Source organism: Cellulophaga tyrosinoxydans (assembly GCF_900176415.1).
In the GTDB taxonomy this organism is placed as follows: Bacteria; Bacteroidota; Bacteroidia; order Flavobacteriales; family Flavobacteriaceae; genus Cellulophaga; species Cellulophaga tyrosinoxydans.
The window spans coordinates 240596-263574 of the sequence record NZ_FWXO01000004.1 but is presented as its reverse complement, the minus strand read 5'-3'; the positions used below and the strand labels follow the sequence as shown (position 1 = coordinate 263574).

19 protein-coding genes are annotated in these 22979 nt (G+C 32.8%); 14 read left to right on the top strand and 5 right to left on the bottom strand.

The genetic code is table 11. The annotated features are described in order from the left end of the window. Positions 1-2: 2 nt before the first annotated feature. Entirely contained in the window at positions 3-878 is an 876-nt protein-coding gene (locus tag B8963_RS12730) for a sterol desaturase family protein (RefSeq protein WP_084061911.1), read from the top strand. Between the two features lie 15 nt (positions 879-893). Here the strand turns inward: B8963_RS12730 and B8963_RS12725 are convergent, their stop codons facing one another. From B8963_RS12725 to B8963_RS12710, 4 genes are all read right to left on the bottom strand, one after another. Further along, a complete protein-coding gene (locus B8963_RS12725; RefSeq protein WP_084061910.1) occupies positions 894-1877 on the bottom strand; it encodes a c-type heme family protein in 984 nt (327 codons plus the stop codon). Positions 1878-1879: 2 nt separating this feature from the next. Then, entirely contained in the window at positions 1880-2146 is a 267-nt protein-coding gene (locus B8963_RS12720) for a heavy-metal-associated domain-containing protein (RefSeq protein ID WP_084061909.1), read from the bottom strand. A gap of 12 nt (positions 2147-2158) precedes the next feature. After that, entirely contained in the window at positions 2159-2500 is a 342-nt protein-coding gene (locus tag B8963_RS12715) for a rhodanese-like domain-containing protein (protein ID WP_084062176.1), read from the bottom strand. A 156-nt stretch (positions 2501-2656) separates the two neighbouring features. Continuing rightward, complete coding sequence (locus B8963_RS12710) at positions 2657-3289, bottom strand: Crp/Fnr family transcriptional regulator (protein ID WP_084061907.1); 633 nt, start codon at positions 3287-3289, stop codon at positions 2657-2659. A gap of 244 nt (positions 3290-3533) precedes the next feature. Here B8963_RS12710 and B8963_RS12705 point away from each other — a divergent pair, with 244 nt between their 5' ends. From B8963_RS12705 to B8963_RS12655, 11 genes are all read left to right on the top strand, one after another. Next, positions 3534-5870, top strand: a complete 2337-nt coding sequence (locus B8963_RS12705) for a chondroitinase-B domain-containing protein (RefSeq protein WP_084061906.1) — start codon at positions 3534-3536, stop codon at positions 5868-5870. 2 nt (positions 5871-5872) lie between these two features. Continuing rightward, positions 5873-8119, top strand: coding sequence for an alginate lyase family protein (locus B8963_RS12700; RefSeq protein ID WP_084061905.1), 2247 nt, complete (start codon positions 5873-5875; stop codon positions 8117-8119). Between the two features lie 25 nt (positions 8120-8144). Then, a complete protein-coding gene (locus B8963_RS12695) occupies positions 8145-8522 on the top strand; it encodes a cupin domain-containing protein (RefSeq protein WP_084062175.1) in 378 nt (125 codons plus the stop codon). A 485-nt stretch (positions 8523-9007) separates the two neighbouring features. After that, positions 9008-12091 (top strand): SusC/RagA family TonB-linked outer membrane protein, encoded by a 3084-nt coding sequence (locus B8963_RS12690; RefSeq protein ID WP_084061904.1) that lies wholly within the window; start codon positions 9008-9010, stop codon positions 12089-12091. Positions 12092-12110: 19 nt separating this feature from the next. Next, entirely contained in the window at positions 12111-13577 is a 1467-nt protein-coding gene (locus tag B8963_RS12685; RefSeq protein ID WP_084061903.1) for a RagB/SusD family nutrient uptake outer membrane protein, read from the top strand. 19 nt (positions 13578-13596) lie between these two features. Further along, positions 13597-14532: a PKD domain-containing protein gene (locus B8963_RS12680; protein WP_084061902.1), complete on the top strand. Its 936-nt coding sequence runs from the start codon at positions 13597-13599 to the stop codon at positions 14530-14532. Positions 14533-14542: 10 nt separating this feature from the next. Beyond that, entirely contained in the window at positions 14543-15454 is a 912-nt protein-coding gene (locus tag B8963_RS12675; RefSeq protein ID WP_084061901.1) for a polysaccharide lyase family 7 protein, read from the top strand. A 196-nt stretch (positions 15455-15650) separates the two neighbouring features. Then, the gene (locus tag B8963_RS12670) at positions 15651-16373 is read left to right on the top strand and encodes a FadR/GntR family transcriptional regulator (RefSeq protein WP_084061900.1); all 723 of its coding nucleotides are present in this window, start codon (positions 15651-15653) and stop codon (positions 16371-16373) included. A 190-nt stretch (positions 16374-16563) separates the two neighbouring features. Then, on the top strand, positions 16564-17865 hold the full coding sequence (locus B8963_RS12665; protein ID WP_084061899.1) for an MFS transporter: 1302 nt from the start codon (positions 16564-16566) through the stop codon (positions 17863-17865). 43 nt (positions 17866-17908) lie between these two features. After that, on the top strand, positions 17909-18673 hold the full coding sequence (locus B8963_RS12660; protein ID WP_084061898.1) for an SDR family NAD(P)-dependent oxidoreductase: 765 nt from the start codon (positions 17909-17911) through the stop codon (positions 18671-18673). 22 nt (positions 18674-18695) lie between these two features. Further along, positions 18696-19451 carry an SDR family NAD(P)-dependent oxidoreductase gene (locus B8963_RS12655; protein WP_084061897.1) on the top strand — a complete coding sequence of 252 codons (756 nt, stop codon included), beginning with the start codon at positions 18696-18698 and terminating at the stop codon, positions 19449-19451. 59 nt (positions 19452-19510) lie between these two features. Here B8963_RS12655 and B8963_RS12650 read toward each other — a convergent pair whose 3' ends face one another. Further along, entirely contained in the window at positions 19511-20533 is a 1023-nt protein-coding gene (locus B8963_RS12650) for a LacI family DNA-binding transcriptional regulator (RefSeq protein ID WP_084061896.1), read from the bottom strand. Between the two features lie 153 nt (positions 20534-20686). Between B8963_RS12650 and B8963_RS12645 the strand changes: the two genes are divergently transcribed. Together B8963_RS12645 and B8963_RS12640 are read left to right on the top strand one after the other, a co-directional pair. Further along, a complete protein-coding gene (locus B8963_RS12645) occupies positions 20687-21733 on the top strand; it encodes a sugar kinase (protein ID WP_084061895.1) in 1047 nt (348 codons plus the stop codon). Positions 21734-21748: 15 nt separating this feature from the next. Then, positions 21749-22969 (top strand): 6-phosphofructokinase, encoded by a 1221-nt coding sequence (locus tag B8963_RS12640; protein WP_084061894.1) that lies wholly within the window; start codon positions 21749-21751, stop codon positions 22967-22969. The last annotated feature ends 10 nt before the right edge of the window (positions 22970-22979 follow it).

Below are 22979 nucleotides of genomic sequence, written 5' to 3'. Positions count from 1 at the left end.
TAATGGAAGAATATAGTAAAGTAATCATAAATGCATTTATAGGCACTCTAGATTGGACCTGGAAATCTATTATTTTTGAGGTGCCATGGTATACCAATTATTTTTGGGGATTAATAGTTATTTCACTAGTCGTATGGACTTTAGAAATACTATTTCCATGGCGTAAAAATCAATCCATATTTAGAAAAGATTTTTGGTTAGATGCCTTTTATATGTTTTTTAATTTCTTCTTATTTTCCATAGCGATAAGTGGATTTTATAAACTTTTGGAAAAAGTATTTTCAGATATGGGAATTACCTCTAAAAGTTTAGCAATAATAGATTTTTCAACATGGCCTATATGGGGACAATTGCTAGTGTTTTTCATTGTGTTAGATTTTGTACAATGGTTTACTCATATATTGTTGCATAAATACTCGTTTCTCTGGCAGTTTCATAAGGTACATCACAGTGTAAAAGAAATGGGGTTTGCAGCTCATTTACGATACCATTGGATGGAGAATATATTGTATAAACCTTTGAAAACTTTTGGCGTAATGATTTTGGGTGGCTTTGAACCTGAACAAGCATATATAGTACACTTTATGGCCATAACCATTGGGCATTTTAATCATTCAAACATTAAGATTACTTGGGGACCTTTAAAGTATATTTTAAATAATCCGGTTATGCATTTATATCATCATGCGTATGAGTTGCCAAAAGGTACCTATGGTGTAAATTTTGGAATTAGTTTAAGCATTTGGGATTATCTATTCAAGACGAATTATATTCCTGAGGATAGTGGAACAATTGAATTAGGTTTTAAGGGTGATGATAAATTCCCTAAAGATTTTATTCATCAAAACATGGAAGGATTTAAAAAATCAACGAATTAATTGCAGAATAGTAAATTATTCTTTGAAAGAAATACTCCAAATTCCCCTTACCTCATTAGTACTGTAACCAAGAGCTTTATCTTTTGGATATAAATTTTTTATTTTAACAAGAGTCTCTGGTGTAACCTCGTTTTTAGTGCCATGGCATTGTAAACACATAGTATTTGTTATTATCGGATAATAGAATGCTATTTCACCACTATTATTCTTCTCTACTATGGGCTCAACAGTTAGGCCCTTTTCAAGGTCTTGTTTAAAGCTGTTGATATAGATTAGTTCTTTGCTATTAGCCGAATTTTTAGGATTTCGGGGTTGATCTGATACTCTTTTGATTTTTGCATTATGAACAACAGCCATGCTATCTGTTAACGGATAAGCTTTAATATTACAGAATTCTAATGCAGCTAATGTGCCTTTTTTTTGAATAGTGCTCATTAAATTTTGCCCTAAAATCTGTTTGGTAGATAGCGCATAAGCCAAACCAATTTCCTCGACACTTTTTTGAGATTTTTTTTCTTGTATCGTTGAATTTTGGGAATTTTTACTTCTCATGCCATTGCCTTTTTTATGGTTTTCATTGAACCTTTCAGGCTCCTCCATTTCAAAATTATATATGTATGAAGCAATAGTTCTAATGTCTTCCTCCTTGTATGGTTGGAAAGGCATTAATCCAAAACGCCGAACAGCTCCAGGCATACGAGAAATTTCTTTTGATGGCTTTTTAACCCAATTAAGCAAAGCATTTGTAAATTCTTCCTCCGTTGTATCATCAGATATATAATGCTCTTTAATCGCAATCATAGGAGGTGCAATTCGGTTTTGCGCTGATGCATTCGGATTGTGACATAGGTTGCAATGTTTTTGCACAAGCTCCTTTCCATTATTTTGTATATCAATTTGTTCAACAAGGGATATAGTGGGGGCTGTAGCTTTTACGTCTTTAGCATCTTTGCAGCCAACCATTCCAATTATGAATAAAATGATTACTAGGTATTTCATTCTTAAGATATTTTACCTGTAGCGCAGCTCACAAAAGATTTAGCCTTAGATGTGAATGTGTTTTCATCGTCAATGGAAGGGTAACCAATGCTTTTGAGTTTGTTTTTAACTGCAATTGCACTATTTGTGTTGTCTGAAGAAAAAGAAACAACTGAATTTTCTACATCAACATTAATAGCTGTGATGCCAGATATTTCAGAAATTTTGTTTGTAATTGTTTTAGCGCAACCACCACACTTTAAGTTCTGAACTATTATTGAAGTTTTCATTGTAATTCGTTTTTAATTCCAAGCCATGTAGCCTCCTTTGAGGTTTACAATTTTCTTAAATCCCATTTTTGCTAAACGTTTAGCGGCATTCATACTTCGAGCACCGGAACGGCAGTATACATAAACAGGTGTTTCTTTGTCAAATTTCTGAAAAGAATTTTCAAATTCACCACTTTTAAAAAAGTCAATATTTACAGCTTTGCTAATATGACCAGAATGGAATTCGCTTGCTGTTCTTACATCTACAAGTTGAACTTTTTTACCTTGAATTGCTTCTTTAAACTCAGAGGCAATATAATTTGAAATAGCATCTGAACTTGTACTATTTCCGAATAAATATTTTAAAATCGACATAACTACTTTTTTTAAAAAAATGGAAGTAGCTACAACCACATAACTACTTCCGTTTAAAACAACCAACCAATAAACTCTAAACTAAAAAGTTTAATAATTTATTAATGTAAAGGTAGTAGTCTATATTGTAGTGTACAGTAACATTGGTTACATAACCTATAATTGTATAATTTTTATAAAATTTCGATGTAATTCTATTTTCCCCATTTCTTCTAGTTTTTTTAATAATCTAGAGATTACCACACGAGAACTATGTAAGTCATAGGCTATTTCTTGATGGGTATTATGAATAATCTTATTTTCATTAATTCTAGATTTTTCTTTTAGATACCCTAATAAGCGTTCATCCATGTTTTGAAAAGCAATGGAGTCGATTGTACTTAATAATTCATTTAATCTATTGTGGTAGCTTTCAAATACAAAATTTCGCCATGACTTGTATTTTGCGGTCCATTCTTCCATTTTTTGTACTGGAACCATTATAAGTTTTGTGTCCGTTTCTGCAACTGCTCTAATTTCACTAATGGATTGTGACATACAGCAAGATAAAGTCATGGAGCAGGTTTCTCCTTTTTCTAAATAATAAAGTAGCAATTCATCCCCATCTTTGTCTTCTCTTAAGATTTTTATTGCACCAGAAATAAGCAAAGGCATGCTTTTTATGTATTCGCCAATTTCAATTAGTTTAATTCCTTCTGGAACTTCTTTAAAAGTACCTACACGTACTATTTCGTCAAGTAATTCTTGTTCAAATAGAGTTCCATAATTTTCATTTAGTTCTTCCTTCATGAGCGTTTAATTGTAATGGTGTCATTTTTCAAATTTAAGTATAAATGAAAAATTTCTATTGAATATTTTAAACTATAAAAAAAGAAATAATTAGGCTTATTTTCTGAACAAAAACATCTGCTAAGTAAAAGGCATATTTTAGTATTAAAAATTGATAAATCTGTAGAAAAATGATAATTAATTTGCTTAATAAGTAAATATGTATATATTTGGTAAACCAATTTGGTAAACCAATTAAAGTATTATGATAAATTTTCGCCTTTTATATACCTTAATCTTAGTAATTACCGTTTGTTCCTGTAATTCTACTCCACAAGTTAAATCTCTTGTTCATACTGTTGATGAGTTCAATGCACTGGTGCCAAAATTGCAGCCTGGAGACTCTATAGTATTAGCAAATGGGGTTTGGCAAAATGCAGAGCTATTATTTGAAGGAAAAGGATCAGCGGATAAACCTATTAAGCTTACTGTAGAGGAAAAAGGGAAAGTGACTTTAGAGGGAGCATCTAATTTACAATTAGCAGGTGAATATTTAATTGTAGAAGGGCTTGTATTTAAAAACGGACATACACCAACCAACGCCGTAATATCCTTTAGAAAAAGTAAATCCGAATTAGCCAATAATAGCAGATTAACAGAATGTGTAATAGATAATTATAATAATCCAGAACGCCAAGTACAGGATTATTGGATTACCATTTACGGAAAGAATAATAGAATAGATCACAATCATATTGTTGGGAAGAAAAATTTAGGAGTTACCATGATTGTTGGTTTAGATACTAAAGAGAGTATAGCAAACAATCACGTAATAGATCATAATTATTTTGGTCCACGACCTACTTACGGAAATAATGGTGGAGAAACATTAAGAATTGGTACAAGCCATAATGCGCTGGAAAATTCTAACACCTTAGTGGAGTCGAACTATTTTGATAGATGCAATGGAGAGCATGAAATTATCTCTAATAAATCTTGTCAAAATACTTTTAAATACAATACTTTTTTTGAGTGTACAGGAACTTTGACAATGCGTCATGGTAATGAAACCATGGTAGATGGCAATGTTTTTATCGGTAATGGTAAACCAAGTACCGGTGGTGTTCGCGTAATTAATGAAAAACAAACAGTAATTAATAATTATCACGTTGGTTTAACAGGTTATCGTTTTAGAGGTGCTTTTGTAATGATGAATGGAGTACCAAATTCTCCACCAAATAGGTATGTGCCTGTGATAGATTCCAAAGTAAGTAACAATACTTTTATTAATTGCGATCATATTCAATTATGTGCTGGTAGTGATGCAGAAAGAAGTCAGGCACCTAGAACTTCTGAAATCTCCGAGAACATATTTTATAACGATCATAAAAAAAATCTATTTACGGTTTATGATGATATTAGTGGAATATCTTTTAAGAATAATATTTTAGGAGAAAATCTAGAAACAGATATTTCTGAAGGATTTGAAAATTCGGAAATTAAATTAGAAAAAAATGAACAAGGATTATTGATTCCTAAGTCTGATAAAATAAAAAACGAAGTTTCTATAAGCCCTAAAATAGCAACCAAAGAAAATACGGGAGTAGCATGGTATTCTAAAGCAGATAGTTTTGTTGCTTTAAATTCAGGAAAAGTTATAAAAGTTGAACCAGGTATAAATACCATATACGAAGCATCTAAAGATTCTAAACCAGGAGATATTTTAGAATTAACTTCAGGGCAAACCTATCTATTAACAAAGGCTGCTGAGGTTAAACATCCCCTTACAATAAAAAGCTCGTCTCAAGAAAAAGCTGTTATTTTATTTGAACGTATGATGGCTTTCGAAATTTTAAATGGGGGGAGTCTTTCATTGAATAATTTAAAATTTGATGGCGCAAGTTCTCCTGATTATGCGGGCAATTCAGTCATTAGTACCAGTAAAAAATCAATGACGGAAAACTATAAGTTGTTTATAGAAAACTGTGAATTCGAAAACTTTACAGTTAACCACTCTTTTGATGTGTTGCGGGTGGCCAAAGGTACATTTGCGGATACTATAAGTATTCAAAATTCAAAATTTAAAAATATAACAGGGCACATAGCTGCTTTAGACACAGAAACAGACGATATCGGTGCGTATAATGTGGAATATTTTATAATGAAAAATAACATACTTACCGATGTTCAAGGTGCTGCTTTACGATTGTATAGAGGTGGGAAGGATGAAAGCACGTTTGGCCCCTTTTTAGAAATAGATCATAATGTTTTTGATAATGTTGGTCACGGTAGTAAAAACAAGTACGGAACTGCAATATCTTTATATGGTGTTCAAGTAAATGATATTGAAAATAATATTTTTAACAACTCGAAAGGTATCACCATGCATTTGGTTGTAGGTGAACCTATTGTAAATGTGGTAAACAACAATTTCTATAAGTCTAATGAACTTGTAGTTACAGGTGATGAAAAATACAATGTAGAGAATAATTGGTCTGTAGATCCAATTTTCAAACCAGAAAGTTTTATGTTAAGCGATGCTTCACCATTAAAAGGAAAGGCTACAGATAAAAAAGATTTAGGAATTATTTCAGGAAACTAATTATGATAGTATTAAAACTAAAGAGTATAACAATTAGCTTATTATTAAATGTTTTCACCATATTACTTGTATTTAATGTACAAGCCCAAAACCATCCTAAACTAAATTTAACTAAAGCTGGAGTAGCTAAAATTAGGGCAGAGTTAGGGAAAGTTCCACTTTTTGATGCTTCATTAGCAGTTATTAAAGAAGAAGTAGATGCAGAAATTGCTTTAGGTATTTTTGTGCCTATTCCTAAAGATTTTTCGGGTGGGTATACACATGAAAGACATAAAAGAAACTTTCTTATTCTTCAGAAAGCTGGGGTATTATTCCAAATTTTAGAAGACGAAAAATATGCCATTTATATTCGCGATATGTTTATGGCCTACGCTGAATTATATCCAAAATTACCAGTACACCCACAAGAACGTTCCTATGCAAGAGGCAAATTGTTTTGGCAATGTTTAAACGATTCTAATTGGTTAGTTTATACAAGTCAAGCTTATGATTGTATTTACGACTGGCTTTCAAAAAAGGAGCGCAAACATTTAGAGAAGAAATTATTCATTCCATTTGCAAATTTTATTTCAGAAGGAAATCCTCAATTTTTTAATCGAGTTCATAATCATAGTACCTGGGGAAATGTTGCGGTGGGTATGATTGCTTTAGTTATGGATAATGATGATTTACTACAAAAGGCATTATATGGTTTAAAAACTGATAACCTTGAAGTTGGCATGAAGGATAATGATGGTGGTTTTATTAAAGTAGAAGGTCAGAAAGTGGGTTTCTTTGCCAATTTAGATGAACCTTTTTCACCTGATGGATATTACACAGAAGGGCCTTATTATCAACGATATGCCATGTATCCATTTTTAATTTTTGCTCAGGCATTACAAAATGTAAAACCCGAATTTAAAATTTTTGAGTATAAAGATTCTGTTTTATTAAAAAGTGTCACAACGCTAATTAATTTATCGGATAGCGATGGAAATTTCTTTCCTATAAATGACGGTCAAAAAGGAATGTCTTATTATTCTAGAGAATTGGTAACGGCCTTAGATATTGCTTATTTATTTGGTGGAGAAAACCCAGAATTGCTAAGTATAGCTGAAAAGCAAGGTAAAGTTACTGTTGATGATGCTGGTTTGGAAGTTGCATTAGGGCTAAAAGAAGGCAAAGCATTGCCATTTATAAAAAAATCTTTGGAACTTACTGATGGACCAAAAGGAGATCAAGGGGGATTAGCCATTATTCGTAAAGACGGTCTGGAATTAGTGTTTAAATACGCTGCACAAGGTTTAAGTCATGGGCATTATGACAAATTATCGTATTCCCTTTATACTAATGGAAATGAGCTCGTTCAGGATTATGGTCTGGCACGTTTTGTAAATATTGAACAAAAGGGTGGAGGTAATTATTTAAAAGAAAACACTACATGGGCAAAACAAACTATAGCCCATAATACTTTGGTGCAAGATGAAACTTCACATTTTAAAGGGGAATATGAAATTGGGAGTCAGTTTGCATCTAAAAAGTACTTTTTAGATATCAGTAATCCAAACATTCAGATTGCAAGTGCTAAAGAAATCAATGCTTATAAGGGAACAGAGTTGCATAGAACTATGGCTATGATAAAAGACGAAAGCTTAACTTATCCCTATGTTCTAGATATCATGCGTGTAACGTCGGATTCCGTACATCAATATGATTTACCTTTTTATTATTTAGGTCAATTAATGCAAACCAATTTCAAATATAATTCGCCTAAAGTATTACAACAGTTAGGAGAAAAAAACGGATATCAACATTTGTTTGAAGAAGGGAAAGCAAAGATATCTCAAGAGAATAGCACGCTAAATTGGATGTCTAATGATAAGTTTTACACTTTGACAGCTATTACTGCTGAAAATGATGAAATAATTTTCACTAGAATAGGAGCAAACGATCCAGAATTTAATTTACGCAGAGATCCTGGGATGATAATTCGTAAAAAAGGTGTGAAGGATGCCTTATTTGTTTCTATTATAGAACCCCATGGTACTTATAGTCCTGTATCAGAATTTGCAGTTAATGCGTATAGTGCTATTGATAAGATGACAGTTTTATTAAATGATGAAGCATACACTGTAATTGAAATACGGTTTAAAAATGAAACATCAAAAGTTATAGCAATTGCGAATTTGGACAATTCAGAAAATTCTAAACATAAGTTAACCATAGCTGATACTATTTATCAGTGGAGTGGACCATATTATTCAAAATAATTACAAATTCAATAAAAATAATCAAATGAAGAGATTTAGTGAAAAGTACATCATTACAAAAGATATGCAATGGGAAGAACTTGGTGGAGGAGTATCAAGAAAATTTTTAGGGTACGATAACCAAATTATGATGGTACAAGTAAAATTTGAGAAAGGCGCTTTAGGAGCTCCACATCAACATTTTCACACGCAAGCCACCTATTGTGTTTCGGGTAAATTTGAATTTGAAATAAATGGAGAAAAGAAAATTGTAGAAGCAGGAGATGGTGTTTATATAGAACCTAACTTGTTACATAGTGCAGTTTGCTTAGAAGAAGGGATGCTAATTGATACATTTAGCCCAGTTAGAGAAGATTTTTTAAGTGGCGACAAAGTGTCTTATTTTGGAGATAAAAAATCGTAAAAGTTATACTACAAGCTACTTTAGCTACAACTTTATGACAAATAATTAATGGTGCAATTAAGAATAATGCTAGTTGCACCATTTTATTTTCTCTTTTTAACAATTTAAGCTGTTAAAATTTAAAATAATATTTTTTTTAACAAACTAATAACATATATTTGGTTTTCCAGACTGGTAAACCAATTTGGAAAACCAAAAAATTAACTCACAAAGAACTCAATTTAATAACTAAAAATTACACTATGAAAAGAAAATTATAGTAAAAAAAAAGGACAGGAAAAAAATCCTATCCTCTTAATTTTTGAATCACTTCTTGTCGTAGGGAAGTAACACTAACACACTTTTTGCTTTACAAAAAAATGCTACTGCAAAAGTAGTAATAAAAAAACTATTACGAGATTTATTATCGTAGCGTAAAGCAACCATACTTTAGGGAATTTATTCCTATCGATTTAGCTAATAATACTAACGTAACAAAATCACAAATGAATTTAAAAACTAAACTTTTACTTTTAGCAATAGCCTTGCTAAATATCTCGCTTTACGCGCAGGATAGTTTCCAATTAAAGGGTACTGTTTCTGATGCAAATAATGTGCCTATTCCGGGTGCGAATATTGTAATTGCAAATTCAACAAAAGGTACTTCTACTGATTTTGATGGTAATTATGAAATTACTGTTAAAAAGGGTGATGTACTGAATTTCTCTTACATAGGATATGTAAATCAACAAGTTGTAATTGTTAATCAAAAAACGGTCAACATTACATTAACAGAAGATGCAAGCCAATTAGATGAGGTTGTAGTAGTTGGTTATGGTACATCAAAAAAATCGCATTTAACTGGTGCTATTTCTAAGGTGGTGAATGAAAATTTAGATCAGATAGCTGTCTCTAGGGTAGATGATGCTTTAATTGGACAAGTGTCTGGGGTTAATATTCAAGCTACTAATGCAGAAGCAGGTGGTGCTCCTACTATTACTATTAGAGGTGTAGGATCTGTAACAGCTGATTCTGGCCCTGCAGTAGTTGTCGATGGAGTTATAGTAAGTTCTGATTATTTAGGAAATATAAATATGAATGATGTTGAATCTTTTGAAGTTTTAAAAGATGCAGCATCAGCAGCTATTTATGGTGCTGAAGGATCTAACGGAGTTATTCTGATAACGACCAAAAGTGGTAAAGCCGGAAAAACGAAATTTAGTTATCAAACTTATACAGGATATAAACAAGCACATGGTAGCGATGCTTATAGAAAAAACACAAGAGAATGGGCTAATTTTGAACTTGCTGAGACTGGAGCTATATCTGAAGTAAACCAATATGCATTGTTGTTGGTTGAAACTTTAGGAGTGGACAGGGATTGGCAAGATGTATTTTTTGATGGAGGGAATGTTACTAGTCATTCTTTATCTGCCAGAGGTGGCTCTGATAACACAAAATTTAGTGCATCATTGAGAGCGCTACATGATGAAGGTGTTGTTATTACAGATGATTATAAATTTTATTCAGCGTCGTTAAAATTAGATACAAAATTAGGGGATAAGTTAAGATTTGGAATTAGTGCAACACCTTCTTATTCTAAAAAAAGACAATTACCAACATCTATACATAATCCAACTCGTCAATCTCCATGGTTACCAATTTATCATACAGAGGAATCTTTGCAATTTATAAATCGAGCTTCTTATCCTAATGTTGCAGTTGGAGATTATTTTTATGAGGACCATTTGGTTAATTTAAATCTAGATGGTATTGCTGGAACAACAAGACCTAGAACTTCAGGTGATTCTAATCCATATGCACAATATGTGGAAAGAGAGCATTATGAATATGAGTTAGATTTGTTTGGCTCTACTTACTTAAGTTATGAAATTTTAGATGGTTTAACGGCAAAAACTTCACTTGGTGTTACCTTAGAACAGCGTAAAAGAACAAGATGGGATGGAACAAAACATCATGCTGCAGGTAATAGTAGAGCGCAATACAACTTGCAAAACAGATTTAGTACTAGATTAATTTCTGATAATACTTTAAATTATTCTAAAGATTTTGGTAGTCATGAAATAGATCTTTTGGCGGGTATGACCATACAGCAAAGAAAAAGAGAAAATAGTGATGTTACAGGAACTGGATATACAAACGATTTATTGAAAAATTTACAAGGGGCTACCCAAATTGGTGAGTTTTCAGAATTTAATACTGAACTTAAAAAGGTAGGTTATTTTGCCAGAGTAAATTATGCATTTGACGATAAATATCTATTATCCGCTTCCTTCAGACGTGATGGTAGTTCGGTTTTTGGTGTAAATACTAAGTATGGTAATTTCCCTGCAGCTTCAATCGGATGGAATGTAGCTAAAGAGAATTTTTTAAGAAGTAGTGATATTATTAATACATTAAAATTTAGAATAAGTTATGGACTTACCGGCGCTGAAAATTTCAACGTTGGTAGCGATGTTGTAAACGCTTGGCCTTATTTATCGCTATTAGAAAATGCTAATTATATTAATAATAACAACATAACCACTGGAAATTCACCCTTAAATATTTCAAACCCTAATTTACAGTGGGAAGCTTCAAAAGAATTTAACCCAGCGGTAGATTTTGGATTTTTTAATAACAGAATATCAGGTTCTTTAGATTATTATCAAAGAACCAGTGACAATTTACTCCTAGAAAATCCAGTTTCTTATGTTACTGGTTTTACAAGTGGTATTGTAAATTTAGGAGAGGTTCAGAATTCAGGTTGGGAGCTTGAGCTAAGGTCTAAAAATATTACTAAAGAAAAATTTTCATGGAACACTACTTTAATTGCATCTACAAATAAAAATGAGTTATTAAGTATAGGTGACTCAAATGGGGCGTTAATACAAGATACTTACGGAAGGAATTCTCAATGGATTAATTTAATAGGCAACCCTATATCATCATACTGGGGGTATGTTGTTGATAAAGAACTACCTAGATCTTATGTAAATGATCCTTATAAGCGTATTAATGGACAAGTTCAGGATATCATAGTAAAAGATTTAAACGGAGATGGTTTAATAACAGATGAGGATAAAACAATATTGGGAGATCCGTATCCAGATTTAGTATGGAGTTTAACAAATGAATTTAAGTATGGTAATTTTGACTTTTCATTTATGATTCAAGGAAGTCAAGGAGGTCAAATAAAAAATATTGGTGATGAATATTTTTATAATTGGTTTGGTAATCCAACCAGAAGTGGAGGATTGCAAGAAGCAGTTGATGATGGTCTTGTTACAAACACCTCTTTTATCCAAGCAAAGGTCTTAACGAGTGAAGTAGTTCAAAGTTCAGATTACTTTTCATTACGAAATTTGAATATTGGGTATAATTTACCAAACGATTTAATCTCAAAAATGGGGGTGTCTGGATTAAGGTTATATGCTACTGCTCAAAATTTAATATATATAACAGCTTCAGATTATAACGGCTTTAACCCTGAACATGTTGACACACCAAATCCAAGGGCATACGGTGAACAAAGAGCGGGTACTCCTATATTTAAAACTTTTACATTAGGCCTTAATCTTGATTTTTAATTAAAAATATAAATATACTATGAAACATATAAAATATTTAATCATAATGCTCACCGCTTGTAGTATTAGTTCATGCAGTGATGAATTTTTAAACCCTTTACCTGATTCAGTTATAGTTGAAGATACCTTTTTCAAAACAGATGCAGATGTGCTAACAGGTATAATAGGGATTTATGATGCATTACAAGGTGTTAATTCGAATACGGAATCTAATATAACCCGATCTAATCGTGGGGTACAATTTGAACATCTTTTAACAGAACATAGATCAGATAACACTCGAAATCAAACTCTCGAAGGTTCAAAGGCTGATTTTCACAGATATTTAGTAAACCCTGATAATGTAGAATCAGAAGACTATTATCAATCGATGTATTCAGTAATTTTTAGGGCAAATAATATCTTAGATTTTATTGAAGTTGCGAATGAGGAAAATCAGGCAAAATATGCTGGTGAAGCGAAATTTTTAAGAGCATATGCATATTTCAACTTGGTAAGATTGTTCGGAGATATACCTTTGGTAACTACTGTTATAAATCCAGGCGATGACGAATCACTTTATACAAGAGTGGCAGTTGTGCAAATTTATGAGCAAATAGTAGGCGATTTACAAGAAGCGGTTAATACATTAGATAATGCTTATAAATCAAGAGCTTCCAAAGCCGCAGCACAAGGATTACTTGCAAAAGTATATTTAACTCAACCAACACGTAATTATACAGGAGCAGCTCAATTATGTCAAGATATTATCAGTAGTGCAGCTTTTGATTTGGAGAATAATTTTCGTGATGTGTTTTATTCAGAATTAAATGATGAAATTATTTTTGCAATTCAATATCAAACAGGTAATGCTTTAGAAAGTCAAAGTTTTTCTGCAGAATTTACCTCAACAATACGCCAAGGTAGTGATGATGGTCAGAACATTGTAAATGATAATTTAATTGCTGATTTTAATATTTACGGGGGAAATAGGACATCAGAATCTTATTATGAATTCCCAACTCGAAGTGAAGTGATTAAATTTTTACCAGATGGATCCAACTTCAGCGTAACACCTCCCACTTATGGAGATAATGCTCGAAATGCAGGTAATGATTATATAGCGCTGAGATATGCTGACGTATTATTGATGCACGCAGAGGCTATATTGGCAGGTGGTACAGAAACTACTAATAGTGCAGCAATTGATTCATATATGAAAGTTAGAGTGAGAGCAGGTTTTGATGCTCTAGCAGACCGACCTTCAATTCTTACAAGAGATTTGTTGCTTGTGGAACGACGTGTAGAATTAGCTTTTGAAAATCAACGCTTTTATGATTTACTTAGATTTGGAGTTGCTGATGCGATATTAAGCGCACATGCTGCGGATTTAGGTTATCTTGATTATAACACTAGAAAATTATTACTTCCTATCCCAGCGAGAGAAATCAATTTGAGTCCATTAGTAAACGGTCAAAGACTTTTAACTCAAAACCCAGGTTATTAAATCTTAAAAAATAATAAAAATGAAAAGAAGTATTTTAAAACAGAATTTATTAAAGTTTATATTCATTGGTTTAGCTTTCGGTACTTTTGTAAGCTGTAGTGAATATTTTGAATTTGAGCTACCAGAGGCAAATTCGAAGGTCGACACCGTTTTACCTTCAGCTGCATTCTCGTATATCCCTGATGCAGATGATTATAGGAAAATTAAATTTAGTGATCTTTCAACAGAATCTACAAAGTACTTATGGGATTTTGGCGGCGGAGCTACATCTACAGATAGAGATCCTATATTTACTTTTGTAAATGGTGAAGGTACTTATCCTGTATCTTTAACAGTAAGCGATGATAATAATGTTTCTGATACAGTAATTATTGAAGTTGTCGTTGAGGATTTATTTGTGCCTATTACACCAGTAATTATAAATGGTGACATGGAAAATAGTAGTAATGATTGGAGAATCGATTTTTCCAATGGATGGGACAGAAATGGGTTTGAGTCCAGTAGTGATGGTTCATGGTTAAAATATGATGGCACAGATAACGGATCCAAAACAAGAGGTGCAAAATGGAATAGAAATAGATCTGCTGCAGAGTGGGCTAATCCAAATACTCGGCATGCTTATCAATCTATAGTAGTTTCTCCAAATTGGGAATATACATTAGAATTTGAATATGCAATAAAAGACGATATTGCTACTGATCCAATCGGAGGAAGAAGAATCGTCGCAGAGATTCTTGATGGTCACTTTACAGATGGTGCAGATGCCTATGCTCAATCTGCTGTTGGCGGAGCATTGGTTACTTATCTAGGAACAGAAGTAAAAGGGCAAACAACATTTACAAAAGTAGAAGTTAAATTTACTTCTAATGCCTCTGGTGAAGTTGCTATATGGCTATGGGCAGTGACACCAGTAGATTGCTATATTGATAATGTAAAGGTTTATCCAGAACTATAAACCAATATTAATGAAATATTTCCGAAAAGAAATAGTACTGTTTGTACTAATTGGATTTCTATCTGTTAGTGCTACTTGTCAAGAAAAGACAAGTAGCACAACAGAATCGGATTCTAAAACTGTTAAGAAAACCAAGAAGAAAAAGAAGAAATATAAGCTATCCAAAATCAATTTAAAACATTGGAGTGTTACAACTCCTGGATTAAATGCAAAAGGGGGAGCTATGAATGTAGAGCCGCCGGAAATTTTGAACTACGCTACCGATGAAAGGTTGATGCCTTATATGTACAATGATTCAACCGATGGGTCTATTGTTTTTTATGCTTTTCCGAATACAACTACTGCGAATACCAAATATTCTAGGTCTGAGTTAAGAGAGCAGATGGTTCCTGGAGATAATAATACCAACTGGACTTTTGAACAAGGAGGGGTTATGAAAGGAAAGCTTGCCATTGAAGATGTCACAAAAGACGCTGAAGGAAAATATCATAGAGTTATTATTATGCAAATTCATGGTAGACTTAGTAATGAGCAAAAAGAATTGATTGGAGCAAAAGACAATAATGCGCCACCTATGCTTAAAATATATTGGGATAATGGTAAAATTAGAGTTAAAACAAAAATACTGAAAAATAAGGGTGCAAGTGATGATGAAATTTTGCATGAAGAAGCTTGGGATGATGATGATGGGTACAATTTTCCAACTGAAGTAGGTTTTAGAAAGTTTGCTCTAGAAGTTAGGGTTGAAAAGGGTAAAATGGTGATAGTGCTTAATAATTCAGAATATGCAGTATATGATAGTTCAGATATAATTAGATGGAATGTTTTTGAAAATTACTTTAAAGCAGGAAATTATTTTCAAAGCAGAGACGAAGGTTCGTTTGCAAAAGTTAAATATTATGAGTTAGAAGTAGTACATTAAAAATACAGTTTAAGTTAAATAGTTGGAGTTAGTTTGTTTTTAAGTTATTACCGACCTGATTTTCAGGTCGGTATATTCTAAATGATAAACAAAAATATAAGTTTTTAATATTCTGATATTGTTTTTTTACTCGAAATAATTTCATAATTTTAACAAACCAATCTGGTTAACCAATTTTAACATACATTTTTAAATTATGAAGATAGAAATTCTCACTAAGACCGAAAATCAAGACACTCAAAATGAAATTATTTCTAATATAAGAGAATTAATTAACTATAAAAATCTTGAGCCAGGTGACAAATTACCGTCGGAAAGAATGCTTTCCGAGAAATTTGGTGTTAGTAGGAGTAATATTAGAGAGGCAATACAGAAATTAGAGTTTTATGGAATATTAATTTCTAAGCCTCAAAGTGGAACCTTTATTGCTGATATTGGTTCTATTGCAATGGATGGTATGTTAGCGGAAATTTTGCGATTAGAAGAACCAGATTTTAAATCTTTAGTGGAAACCAGAATATTATTAGAGCTTAAAACTGTTAGATTGGCTGCCTTAAGAAGAACAGATGAGGATTTAAAATTACTTAAAAATGCTTTAGATGCTTACGCAAAAAAAGTTGAGAATAAAGAAGATGCTGTTGAAGAAGATTTATTATTCCACTTAGCCATTGCTAGAGCAAGTGGAAATAGTACATTAAAAACATTTATGCTTATCATAACTCCAGAGATAATAACAAATTTTGAGAAGTATCATGTTTGTGATACCAATCAATCATTTAAAGGGATTCAAGAGCATACCGAAATTTTTGAGGCTATTCGTGATCAGAATCCACAATTGGCCAAAGAAAAAATGAAAATACATTTTAGAATATTGTATCAGTACTGTTACAATTTAAATGAGAATCATTTCATGGACTAAGTAGTACATCAGAAGTTTAACCAATCATGTGTTAAAGAAAGAGTAATTAGCAAATAAAATTAAGAAATCAATTTATTAGCACTTTTAAAAATATGGTTTTTAAAAGCATGGATGCTTTTTGTTAAAAATAAAATATTTTAAATTGTATGTTATTGATAATCAATAGAATAATAATTCTAATAGGGAACAGATGAAAGTAAAAGGTTTAAGATGGTGGGTAGTAGGACTTGTAGCTTTGGCTGCTGTTATAAACTATATAGATAGGCAAGCCTTTGGAGCTTTATGGCCTGATATTGCTAAAGATTTATTCCCTGAAATGGATGGAGATGGGCATAAGGCAATTTATGGGACTATTTCAACTGTATTTATTCTGTCATACGCCGGAGGACAAGCTCTTTTTGGTAAAATTTTCGATTGGATAGGAACTAGATTAGGCTTTGCTCTGTCAATTGGAGTTTGGTCTTTAGCGACTTTGTTGCATGCATTTGCTCAAGGAATTCTAAGTTTTTCAATTTTTAGATCAATATTAGGGATTGCTGAGGCGGGTAACTGGCCTGGTGCTGCCAAAGCCAATGCAGAATGGTTTCCTACTAAAGAAAGAGCACTAGCTCAAGGAATCTTTAATTCAGGAGCCGCTATTGGTGGTATAGTTGCATATCCAATTATTGGATTATTAGCTGTTTATTTTGATTGGAAAGCAATTTTTATTGTAGTGGCAGTACTTGGGTTTTTATGGTTACTACCCTGGATGTTCGTAGTAAAAGGAGTGCCTAAATCTCACCCATGGTTGACAGAAGATGAAAGAAATTATATTCTCTCAGGACAAAGAAATCAAGATATTGATAAAGATGGTAATTACGACGAAGGTTATACTCCCAGTACTGGTCAATTACTTAAGCACAAAGAAAGTTGGGGAGTAATAATAGCTTCAGCAGCAATTGATCCTATCTGGTGGCTTTTTATAGTATGGATACCCATCTATTTGTCCGAAGTATTTGGGATGAATATAAAAGAAATAGCATTTTCAGCATGGGTACCTTATGTTGGCGCTATGATTGGAGCCATATTTGGAGGGTTACTTGCTAAAAATAGAATTTCAGCAGGTTGGTCTATTGATAAAACTCGAAAGATGACCATCACTTTAGGTTGTTTCATTATGATTCCTTGCTTTTTCTTATTAAAAGCTCCAGGATCTGCTATGACCGCTGTCATCATTATGGCCGTCTTGCTATTCGGATTTCAAGTTGCAATAGGAAATATACAGACAATACCAAGTGATCTTTATAGTGGTAAAATTGTAGGTACTCTTTCAGGTTTTGCAGGTATGGCAGCCAAACTTGGTGCAGCAGGACTTACAATATTGGTAACATTTATTACTACTGGAGGTAATTATACGCCAGCATTTATAATTGGAGGAGTATTAGCATTAATTGCACTACTTGCTATTTGGATTTTATGTCCAAAAATAGAACCTCTAAAATCAGCAAACTAAAAGAACAAAAAAAATATTGAGTTAGAATTAAATAAATAAAAAAATGAGTACAAATAAAGGAAAAGTAGCAGTAGTGACTGGAGCAACAGGAGGAATTGGTTTCGAAGTTGCAAAAAGATTAGGTAAAGATGGTTATACTGTTGTATTAAATGGTATTGAAGACGAAGCAGGAGCTCAAAGAGTTAAAGAACTGCAAGCTGAAGGAATTACGGCTGAATATTATGGATTCGATGTTACTAAAGAAGAAGAAGTAACCAAAAATATTACTGCAATTGGTAATAAATATGGAAGAATAGATGTTCTGGTAAATAATGCTGGAGGTCTTGGAGGAAGATCTAGATTTGAGGAGATGACAACTGAATTTTACAGATTTGTCATGGCACTAAATCTTGATTCAGTATTTTTTGCCTCTAGAGCAGCTATTCCATTTCTTAAAAAGGGAGATCACGCTTCGATTATTAATTATACTTCTAATGCTGGTTGGACCGCAGGTGGTCCAGGTGCTGGTATCTATGGTACGTCTAAAGCAGGAGTACATGCGATTACAAGAGCCTTAGCGAAAGATTTAGCAGAATATGGTATACGTGTAAATGCAGTTTCTCCAGGAACAATTGACACCCCTTTTCATGCGCAGATTAAAGCAACAAAACCAGAAGTTTTCGCTTCATGGGCAAATAATATTATGTTAGGAAGATTAGGTCAGCCTGAGGATGTTGCTGGTGTAATATCATTCTTAGCAAGTAAAGATGCTGCTTTCATAACAGCAGAAACTATCCAGATTGGTGGTGGTCAGGCTTTAGGTATTTAATAGTAATATTTTTAATAATAGCATGAGTAAATTAAAAGGTAAGGTTGCTATAGTAACTGGAGGTTCTAGAGATATTGGAAGAGCAATTTCTATTAAATTAGCTAAAGAAGGAGCTAAGGTAATTGTTAATTTTTTGAGTTCAGAAACTGGAGCTAACGAAACTGTTGCTGAAATAAAATCTTTTGGAGGTACTGCAGTGGCCGTTAAGGCAGATGTTTCAAAGCAATTAGATATTGATTTACTAAAAAATAAAGCTATTGAAGCTTTTGGTGACAAAGTTGATATTTTAGTAAATAATGCAGGCGGACTTTTTGCCCGTAAAACATTACAGGAGTTTGATGAAGATTTTTATGATTTGGTGATGAATGTTAACTTTAAATCTACGGTATTCGTATCTCAAGCTTTTGAGCCATTAATGGGTAAAGGAGCTGCTATAATCAACATTTCTTCCTTAGCAGCAAGAGATGGAGGAGGAGGCGGATCCGCGCTTTATGCTTCTTCTAAAGGAGCTGTAACAACATTTACTAGAGCAATGTCGAAAGAACTTGGCCCTAAAGGAATACGAGTAAATGCGCTTTGTCCAGGTTTAATTGGCACAAAATTTCATGATGATTTCACTAAAGATGAAATACGTGAAAAAGTAGCTGCAAGTACTCCTTTAAGACGTGAAGGAACAGCCAATGAAGTTGCAGATTTAGTAGCTTATTTGGCTTCTGAAGAAGCATCATTCATTACAGGTAATAATATAGATATTAATGGAGGATTAGCTTTTAGTTAATTTCTTAAATAAGATTTAAATCGCTGCAAGTAGGTAATTTTTTATTACTTGCAGCTTTTTTATTTTCTCTTAGAAGAGTCTCTTACAATTAACTCCGCTTGTAGTATTTTTTTATTCAATGTTTGTTTTAGTTCAGCAACATCAGCAAGTTCTAAAAACGTATTTGCCGCCATCTTACCAATTTCGCCACTATGCTGATTTATAGTGGATAGGGCAGGAGTTACCATAGCAGTAAAGGGTTCATTTCCAAAACCAACTAAGGCAATTTCATTAGGGACTTGAATGTTTTTTTCTTGAAGAATTTGTAAAGCACCTAAAGCAGCAAAATCACTTGCAACATAAACGGCATCAGGTCTATTTTTTAATTGTAGTAATTCAAGCATTTTTTCTCTTCCATCTTCGATTGTTAAATTACTTTCTAAAAGTAGTTGTTCATCTGCAGGAAGTTGATGTTTTTTAATTGCGTCGACATAACCTCGTATTCTATTATTAAATATTCTGGTATGTCTATAACCTCCAATATGAGCTATTCTTTTACATCCTTGATTTATTAGATGTTCTACAATCATGTGACTGCTATCATAATCATTAATACCTATATAATCAACATTCAAATCGTTTTCACCGCGATCAAATAATATCAATGGAATTCCTTTAGATTTAACTTTTTCAAAATAGGCTAAATTCGTTGTTTCATTTGCCATAGAGGCTATGATACCATCTACTTGAGTAAACAATAACGTGTCTATATTACTGCATTCTTTTTTGTAAGACTCGTTGGATTGCGTGATGATTATGTTGTATCCTTTTTTATTTAATACTTCCTCAATGTTTTGAATTACCGAAGAAAAAAAATTACTGTTTGTTCTAGGCACAATTACACCCACCAGATTACTCTTTCCTTTCCGTAGCGCACTGGCTAAATGATTGGGTTGATAGTTTAGTTCTTTGGCTACTTTTTTTACGGCTTCTTTAGTTTTTATACTAATTCTAGAATCATCGTTAAGCGCTTTAGAAACAGCTGCGGTAGAAATGTTTAACGCAATTGCAATATCTTTTAGAGTTGTTTTTTTATTTGCCAATTTTTTATATATTTGCTTAATCGATTAAGCAAATATATTGTAATACCTTTAATAATCAAAATAGCACAAGACATTGTCGTATTTTGATTTTTATTTTAAATATTGCTTAATCGATTAACCTATAAAATTTAAACTTTATAAAATATTCTAAACATGAAAAAAGTAGTAACATTTGGAGAAATAATGCTTCGTTTAGCTCCAGAAGGATTTTTAAGATTTTCACAAGCTAGTAGCTTTGATGTTGTTTATGGTGGAGGTGAATCTAACGTTGCAGTATCACTAGCCAATTACGGAGTACCTGTTGATTTTGTAACTCGTTTGCCTAAAAATGATATTGGTGAATGTGCTATGATGGAAATGCGCAAACGCGGTGTTGGTGTTGATAAAATAGTGTGGGGTGGAGAACGTTTAGGTATTTATTTTTTAGAAACAGGAGCTGTATCTAGAGGTAGTAAAGTAGTTTATGATAGAGCATACTCTTCAATGTCTACTATCCAATCTGGTATGATTAACTGGGAAGAAGTTTTTGAAAACGTGGGTTGGTTTCATTGGACTGGAATCACGCCTGCAATTTCACAAAGTTCTGCAGATGTTTGTTTAGAAGCGGTAAAGGCTGCAAGTAAATTAGGTGTTACTATTTCAACCGATTTAAATTATCGTGCTAAACTTTGGAAGTATTGCGACGCAGCAAAAAGAGAAGAAATTATGACAGAATTAACATCTTATTGTGATGTTGTTTTAGGAAATGAAGAAGATGCTGAAATGCACTTTGGAATTAAACCAGCTGGCGCAGCAGTTCAAACGCATGGTCACGACGTAAAGGCTGAGGCATTCTTATCTGTTTGCCAACAAATGATGAAAAAATTCCCTAAAGCTAAAAAAGTAATTACTACGTTAAGAGGATCAATTTCTGCATCTCACAACACTTGGGCAGGGGTTTTATATGATGGAAAACAAATGTTACAAACGCGTCAGTATCAAATTACAGATATAGTTGATAGAGTAGGTGGTGGTGATAGTTTTATGGGTGGATTAATTTACGGATTATTAAAATTCCCAGAAGATGATCAAAATGCCTTAGATTTTGCAGTAGCAGCGTCTTGTTTAAAACATACAATCAAAGGTGATGCTAATCTTGTTACTGTTGATGAAGTTAACAAACTTATGGGAGGTGATGCTTCTGGTAGAGTAGCTAGATAATAGCAAAATATACAAATGGCATCTAAATCTATATTAATTATTTGTGGTGGAGGCCCTGCACCTGGCATTAATGCCGTGATAAGTACTGTGGCTAAAATCTTTTTAAAAGACGGATATCGTGTACTTGGTTTGCATGAAGGATTTAAAGGAATTTTTTCCGAAAATCCACAAATCAAAGAATTCGATTTTGCCCATGCAGACCGTATATTTAGTCGCGGTGGGTCAACACTAATTATGAGTAGATTTAAGCCAAGTAATGAAAAGATAAATACGAGGCTGTTTTCTCAAAATAATGTAAAACTATTGGTCAGTATAGGCGGTGATGACACCGCTTCTACGGCCAATAGAATTACAGATTACCTTTCTAAAGAAAATATTACAATTGCTAATATTCACGTACCAAAAACTATAGATAACGATCTTCCTTTACCAGACCGGAATCCAACTTTTGGTTTTCATTCTGCAAAAGATGAAGGGGTACGAATAGGTAATACTACCTATGAAGATGCACGTACAAGTCAAAACTGGTTTGTGATGTCAACTATGGGTAGATCTGCAGGACATTTGGCTTTCGGAATTGCTACAAGCTGTCATTTTCCTATGATGGTCATTCCAGAAATGTTCAATAAAACCGAAATTACTTTTGATAAAGTTGTTAGATTGATTATTTCATCAATGATCAAAAGAAAGATTGAGAAAATAAATTATGGTGTTGCACTAATTAGTGAAGGTGTTTTCCATATTATGCCAGATTCGGAACTTGAAAATTGTGGTATTAATTTTACTTACGATGATCATGGTCATCCTGAGCTTGGAAATGTAAGTAAATCACATATTTTTAATATGCTAGTCCAAATTAAGTTGAAAGAATTAGGAATAAATATTAAAAGTAGACCAGTGGAATTAGGGTATGAGCTTCGTTGTTGCAGGCCTATTGGCTTTGATTTAACTTTATGTACCTTATTAGGTCTTGGGGTTAAAAAACTTTATGATGACGGAATATCGGGTTGTATTGTAACTGCAAATTCAAGAGGAGAAGTAACCCCGTTATATTTAAAAGATCTTCAAGATAAAGATGGGAAAATTGCCCCACGATTGGTTGATATTAATTCAGAATTTGCAAAACTGTGTTTTCAAAACATGCACTATTTATCTGAACTAGATTATGAAAAAGCCAAAGAATATTTAGATAATCCTAGGGAGTACTATTTTGATAAAATTTTGCAAGCGGTTTAATCACAATATC

What these genes read in the sequence shown, in the direction of transcription:
- B8963_RS12730 (WP_084061911.1), top strand. Translation starts at nt 3, where the DNA reads ATGGAAGAATATAGTAAAGTAATCATAAATGCATTTATAGGCACTCTA.
- B8963_RS12725 (WP_084061910.1), bottom strand. Translation starts at nt 1,877, where the DNA reads ATGAAATACCTAGTAATCATTTTATTCATAATTGGAATGGTTGGCTGC.
- B8963_RS12720 (WP_084061909.1), bottom strand. Translation starts at nt 2,146, where the DNA reads ATGAAAACTTCAATAATAGTTCAGAACTTAAAGTGTGGTGGTTGCGCT.
- B8963_RS12715 (WP_084062176.1), bottom strand. Translation starts at nt 2,500, where the DNA reads ATGTCGATTTTAAAATATTTATTCGGAAATAGTACAAGTTCAGATGCT.
- B8963_RS12710 (WP_084061907.1), bottom strand. Translation starts at nt 3,289, where the DNA reads ATGAAGGAAGAACTAAATGAAAATTATGGAACTCTATTTGAACAAGAA.
- B8963_RS12705 (WP_084061906.1), top strand. Translation starts at nt 3,534, where the DNA reads ATGATAAATTTTCGCCTTTTATATACCTTAATCTTAGTAATTACCGTT.
- B8963_RS12700 (WP_084061905.1), top strand. Translation starts at nt 5,873, where the DNA reads ATGATAGTATTAAAACTAAAGAGTATAACAATTAGCTTATTATTAAAT.
- B8963_RS12695 (WP_084062175.1), top strand. Translation starts at nt 8,145, where the DNA reads ATGAAGAGATTTAGTGAAAAGTACATCATTACAAAAGATATGCAATGG.
- B8963_RS12690 (WP_084061904.1), top strand. Translation starts at nt 9,008, where the DNA reads ATGAATTTAAAAACTAAACTTTTACTTTTAGCAATAGCCTTGCTAAAT.
- B8963_RS12685 (WP_084061903.1), top strand. Translation starts at nt 12,111, where the DNA reads ATGAAACATATAAAATATTTAATCATAATGCTCACCGCTTGTAGTATT.
- B8963_RS12680 (WP_084061902.1), top strand. Translation starts at nt 13,597, where the DNA reads ATGAAAAGAAGTATTTTAAAACAGAATTTATTAAAGTTTATATTCATT.
- B8963_RS12675 (WP_084061901.1), top strand. Translation starts at nt 14,543, where the DNA reads ATGAAATATTTCCGAAAAGAAATAGTACTGTTTGTACTAATTGGATTT.
- B8963_RS12670 (WP_084061900.1), top strand. Translation starts at nt 15,651, where the DNA reads ATGAAGATAGAAATTCTCACTAAGACCGAAAATCAAGACACTCAAAAT.
- B8963_RS12665 (WP_084061899.1), top strand. Translation starts at nt 16,564, where the DNA reads ATGAAAGTAAAAGGTTTAAGATGGTGGGTAGTAGGACTTGTAGCTTTG.
- B8963_RS12660 (WP_084061898.1), top strand. Translation starts at nt 17,909, where the DNA reads ATGAGTACAAATAAAGGAAAAGTAGCAGTAGTGACTGGAGCAACAGGA.
- B8963_RS12655 (WP_084061897.1), top strand. Translation starts at nt 18,696, where the DNA reads ATGAGTAAATTAAAAGGTAAGGTTGCTATAGTAACTGGAGGTTCTAGA.
- B8963_RS12645 (WP_084061895.1), top strand. Translation starts at nt 20,687, where the DNA reads ATGAAAAAAGTAGTAACATTTGGAGAAATAATGCTTCGTTTAGCTCCA.
- B8963_RS12640 (WP_084061894.1), top strand. Translation starts at nt 21,749, where the DNA reads ATGGCATCTAAATCTATATTAATTATTTGTGGTGGAGGCCCTGCACCT.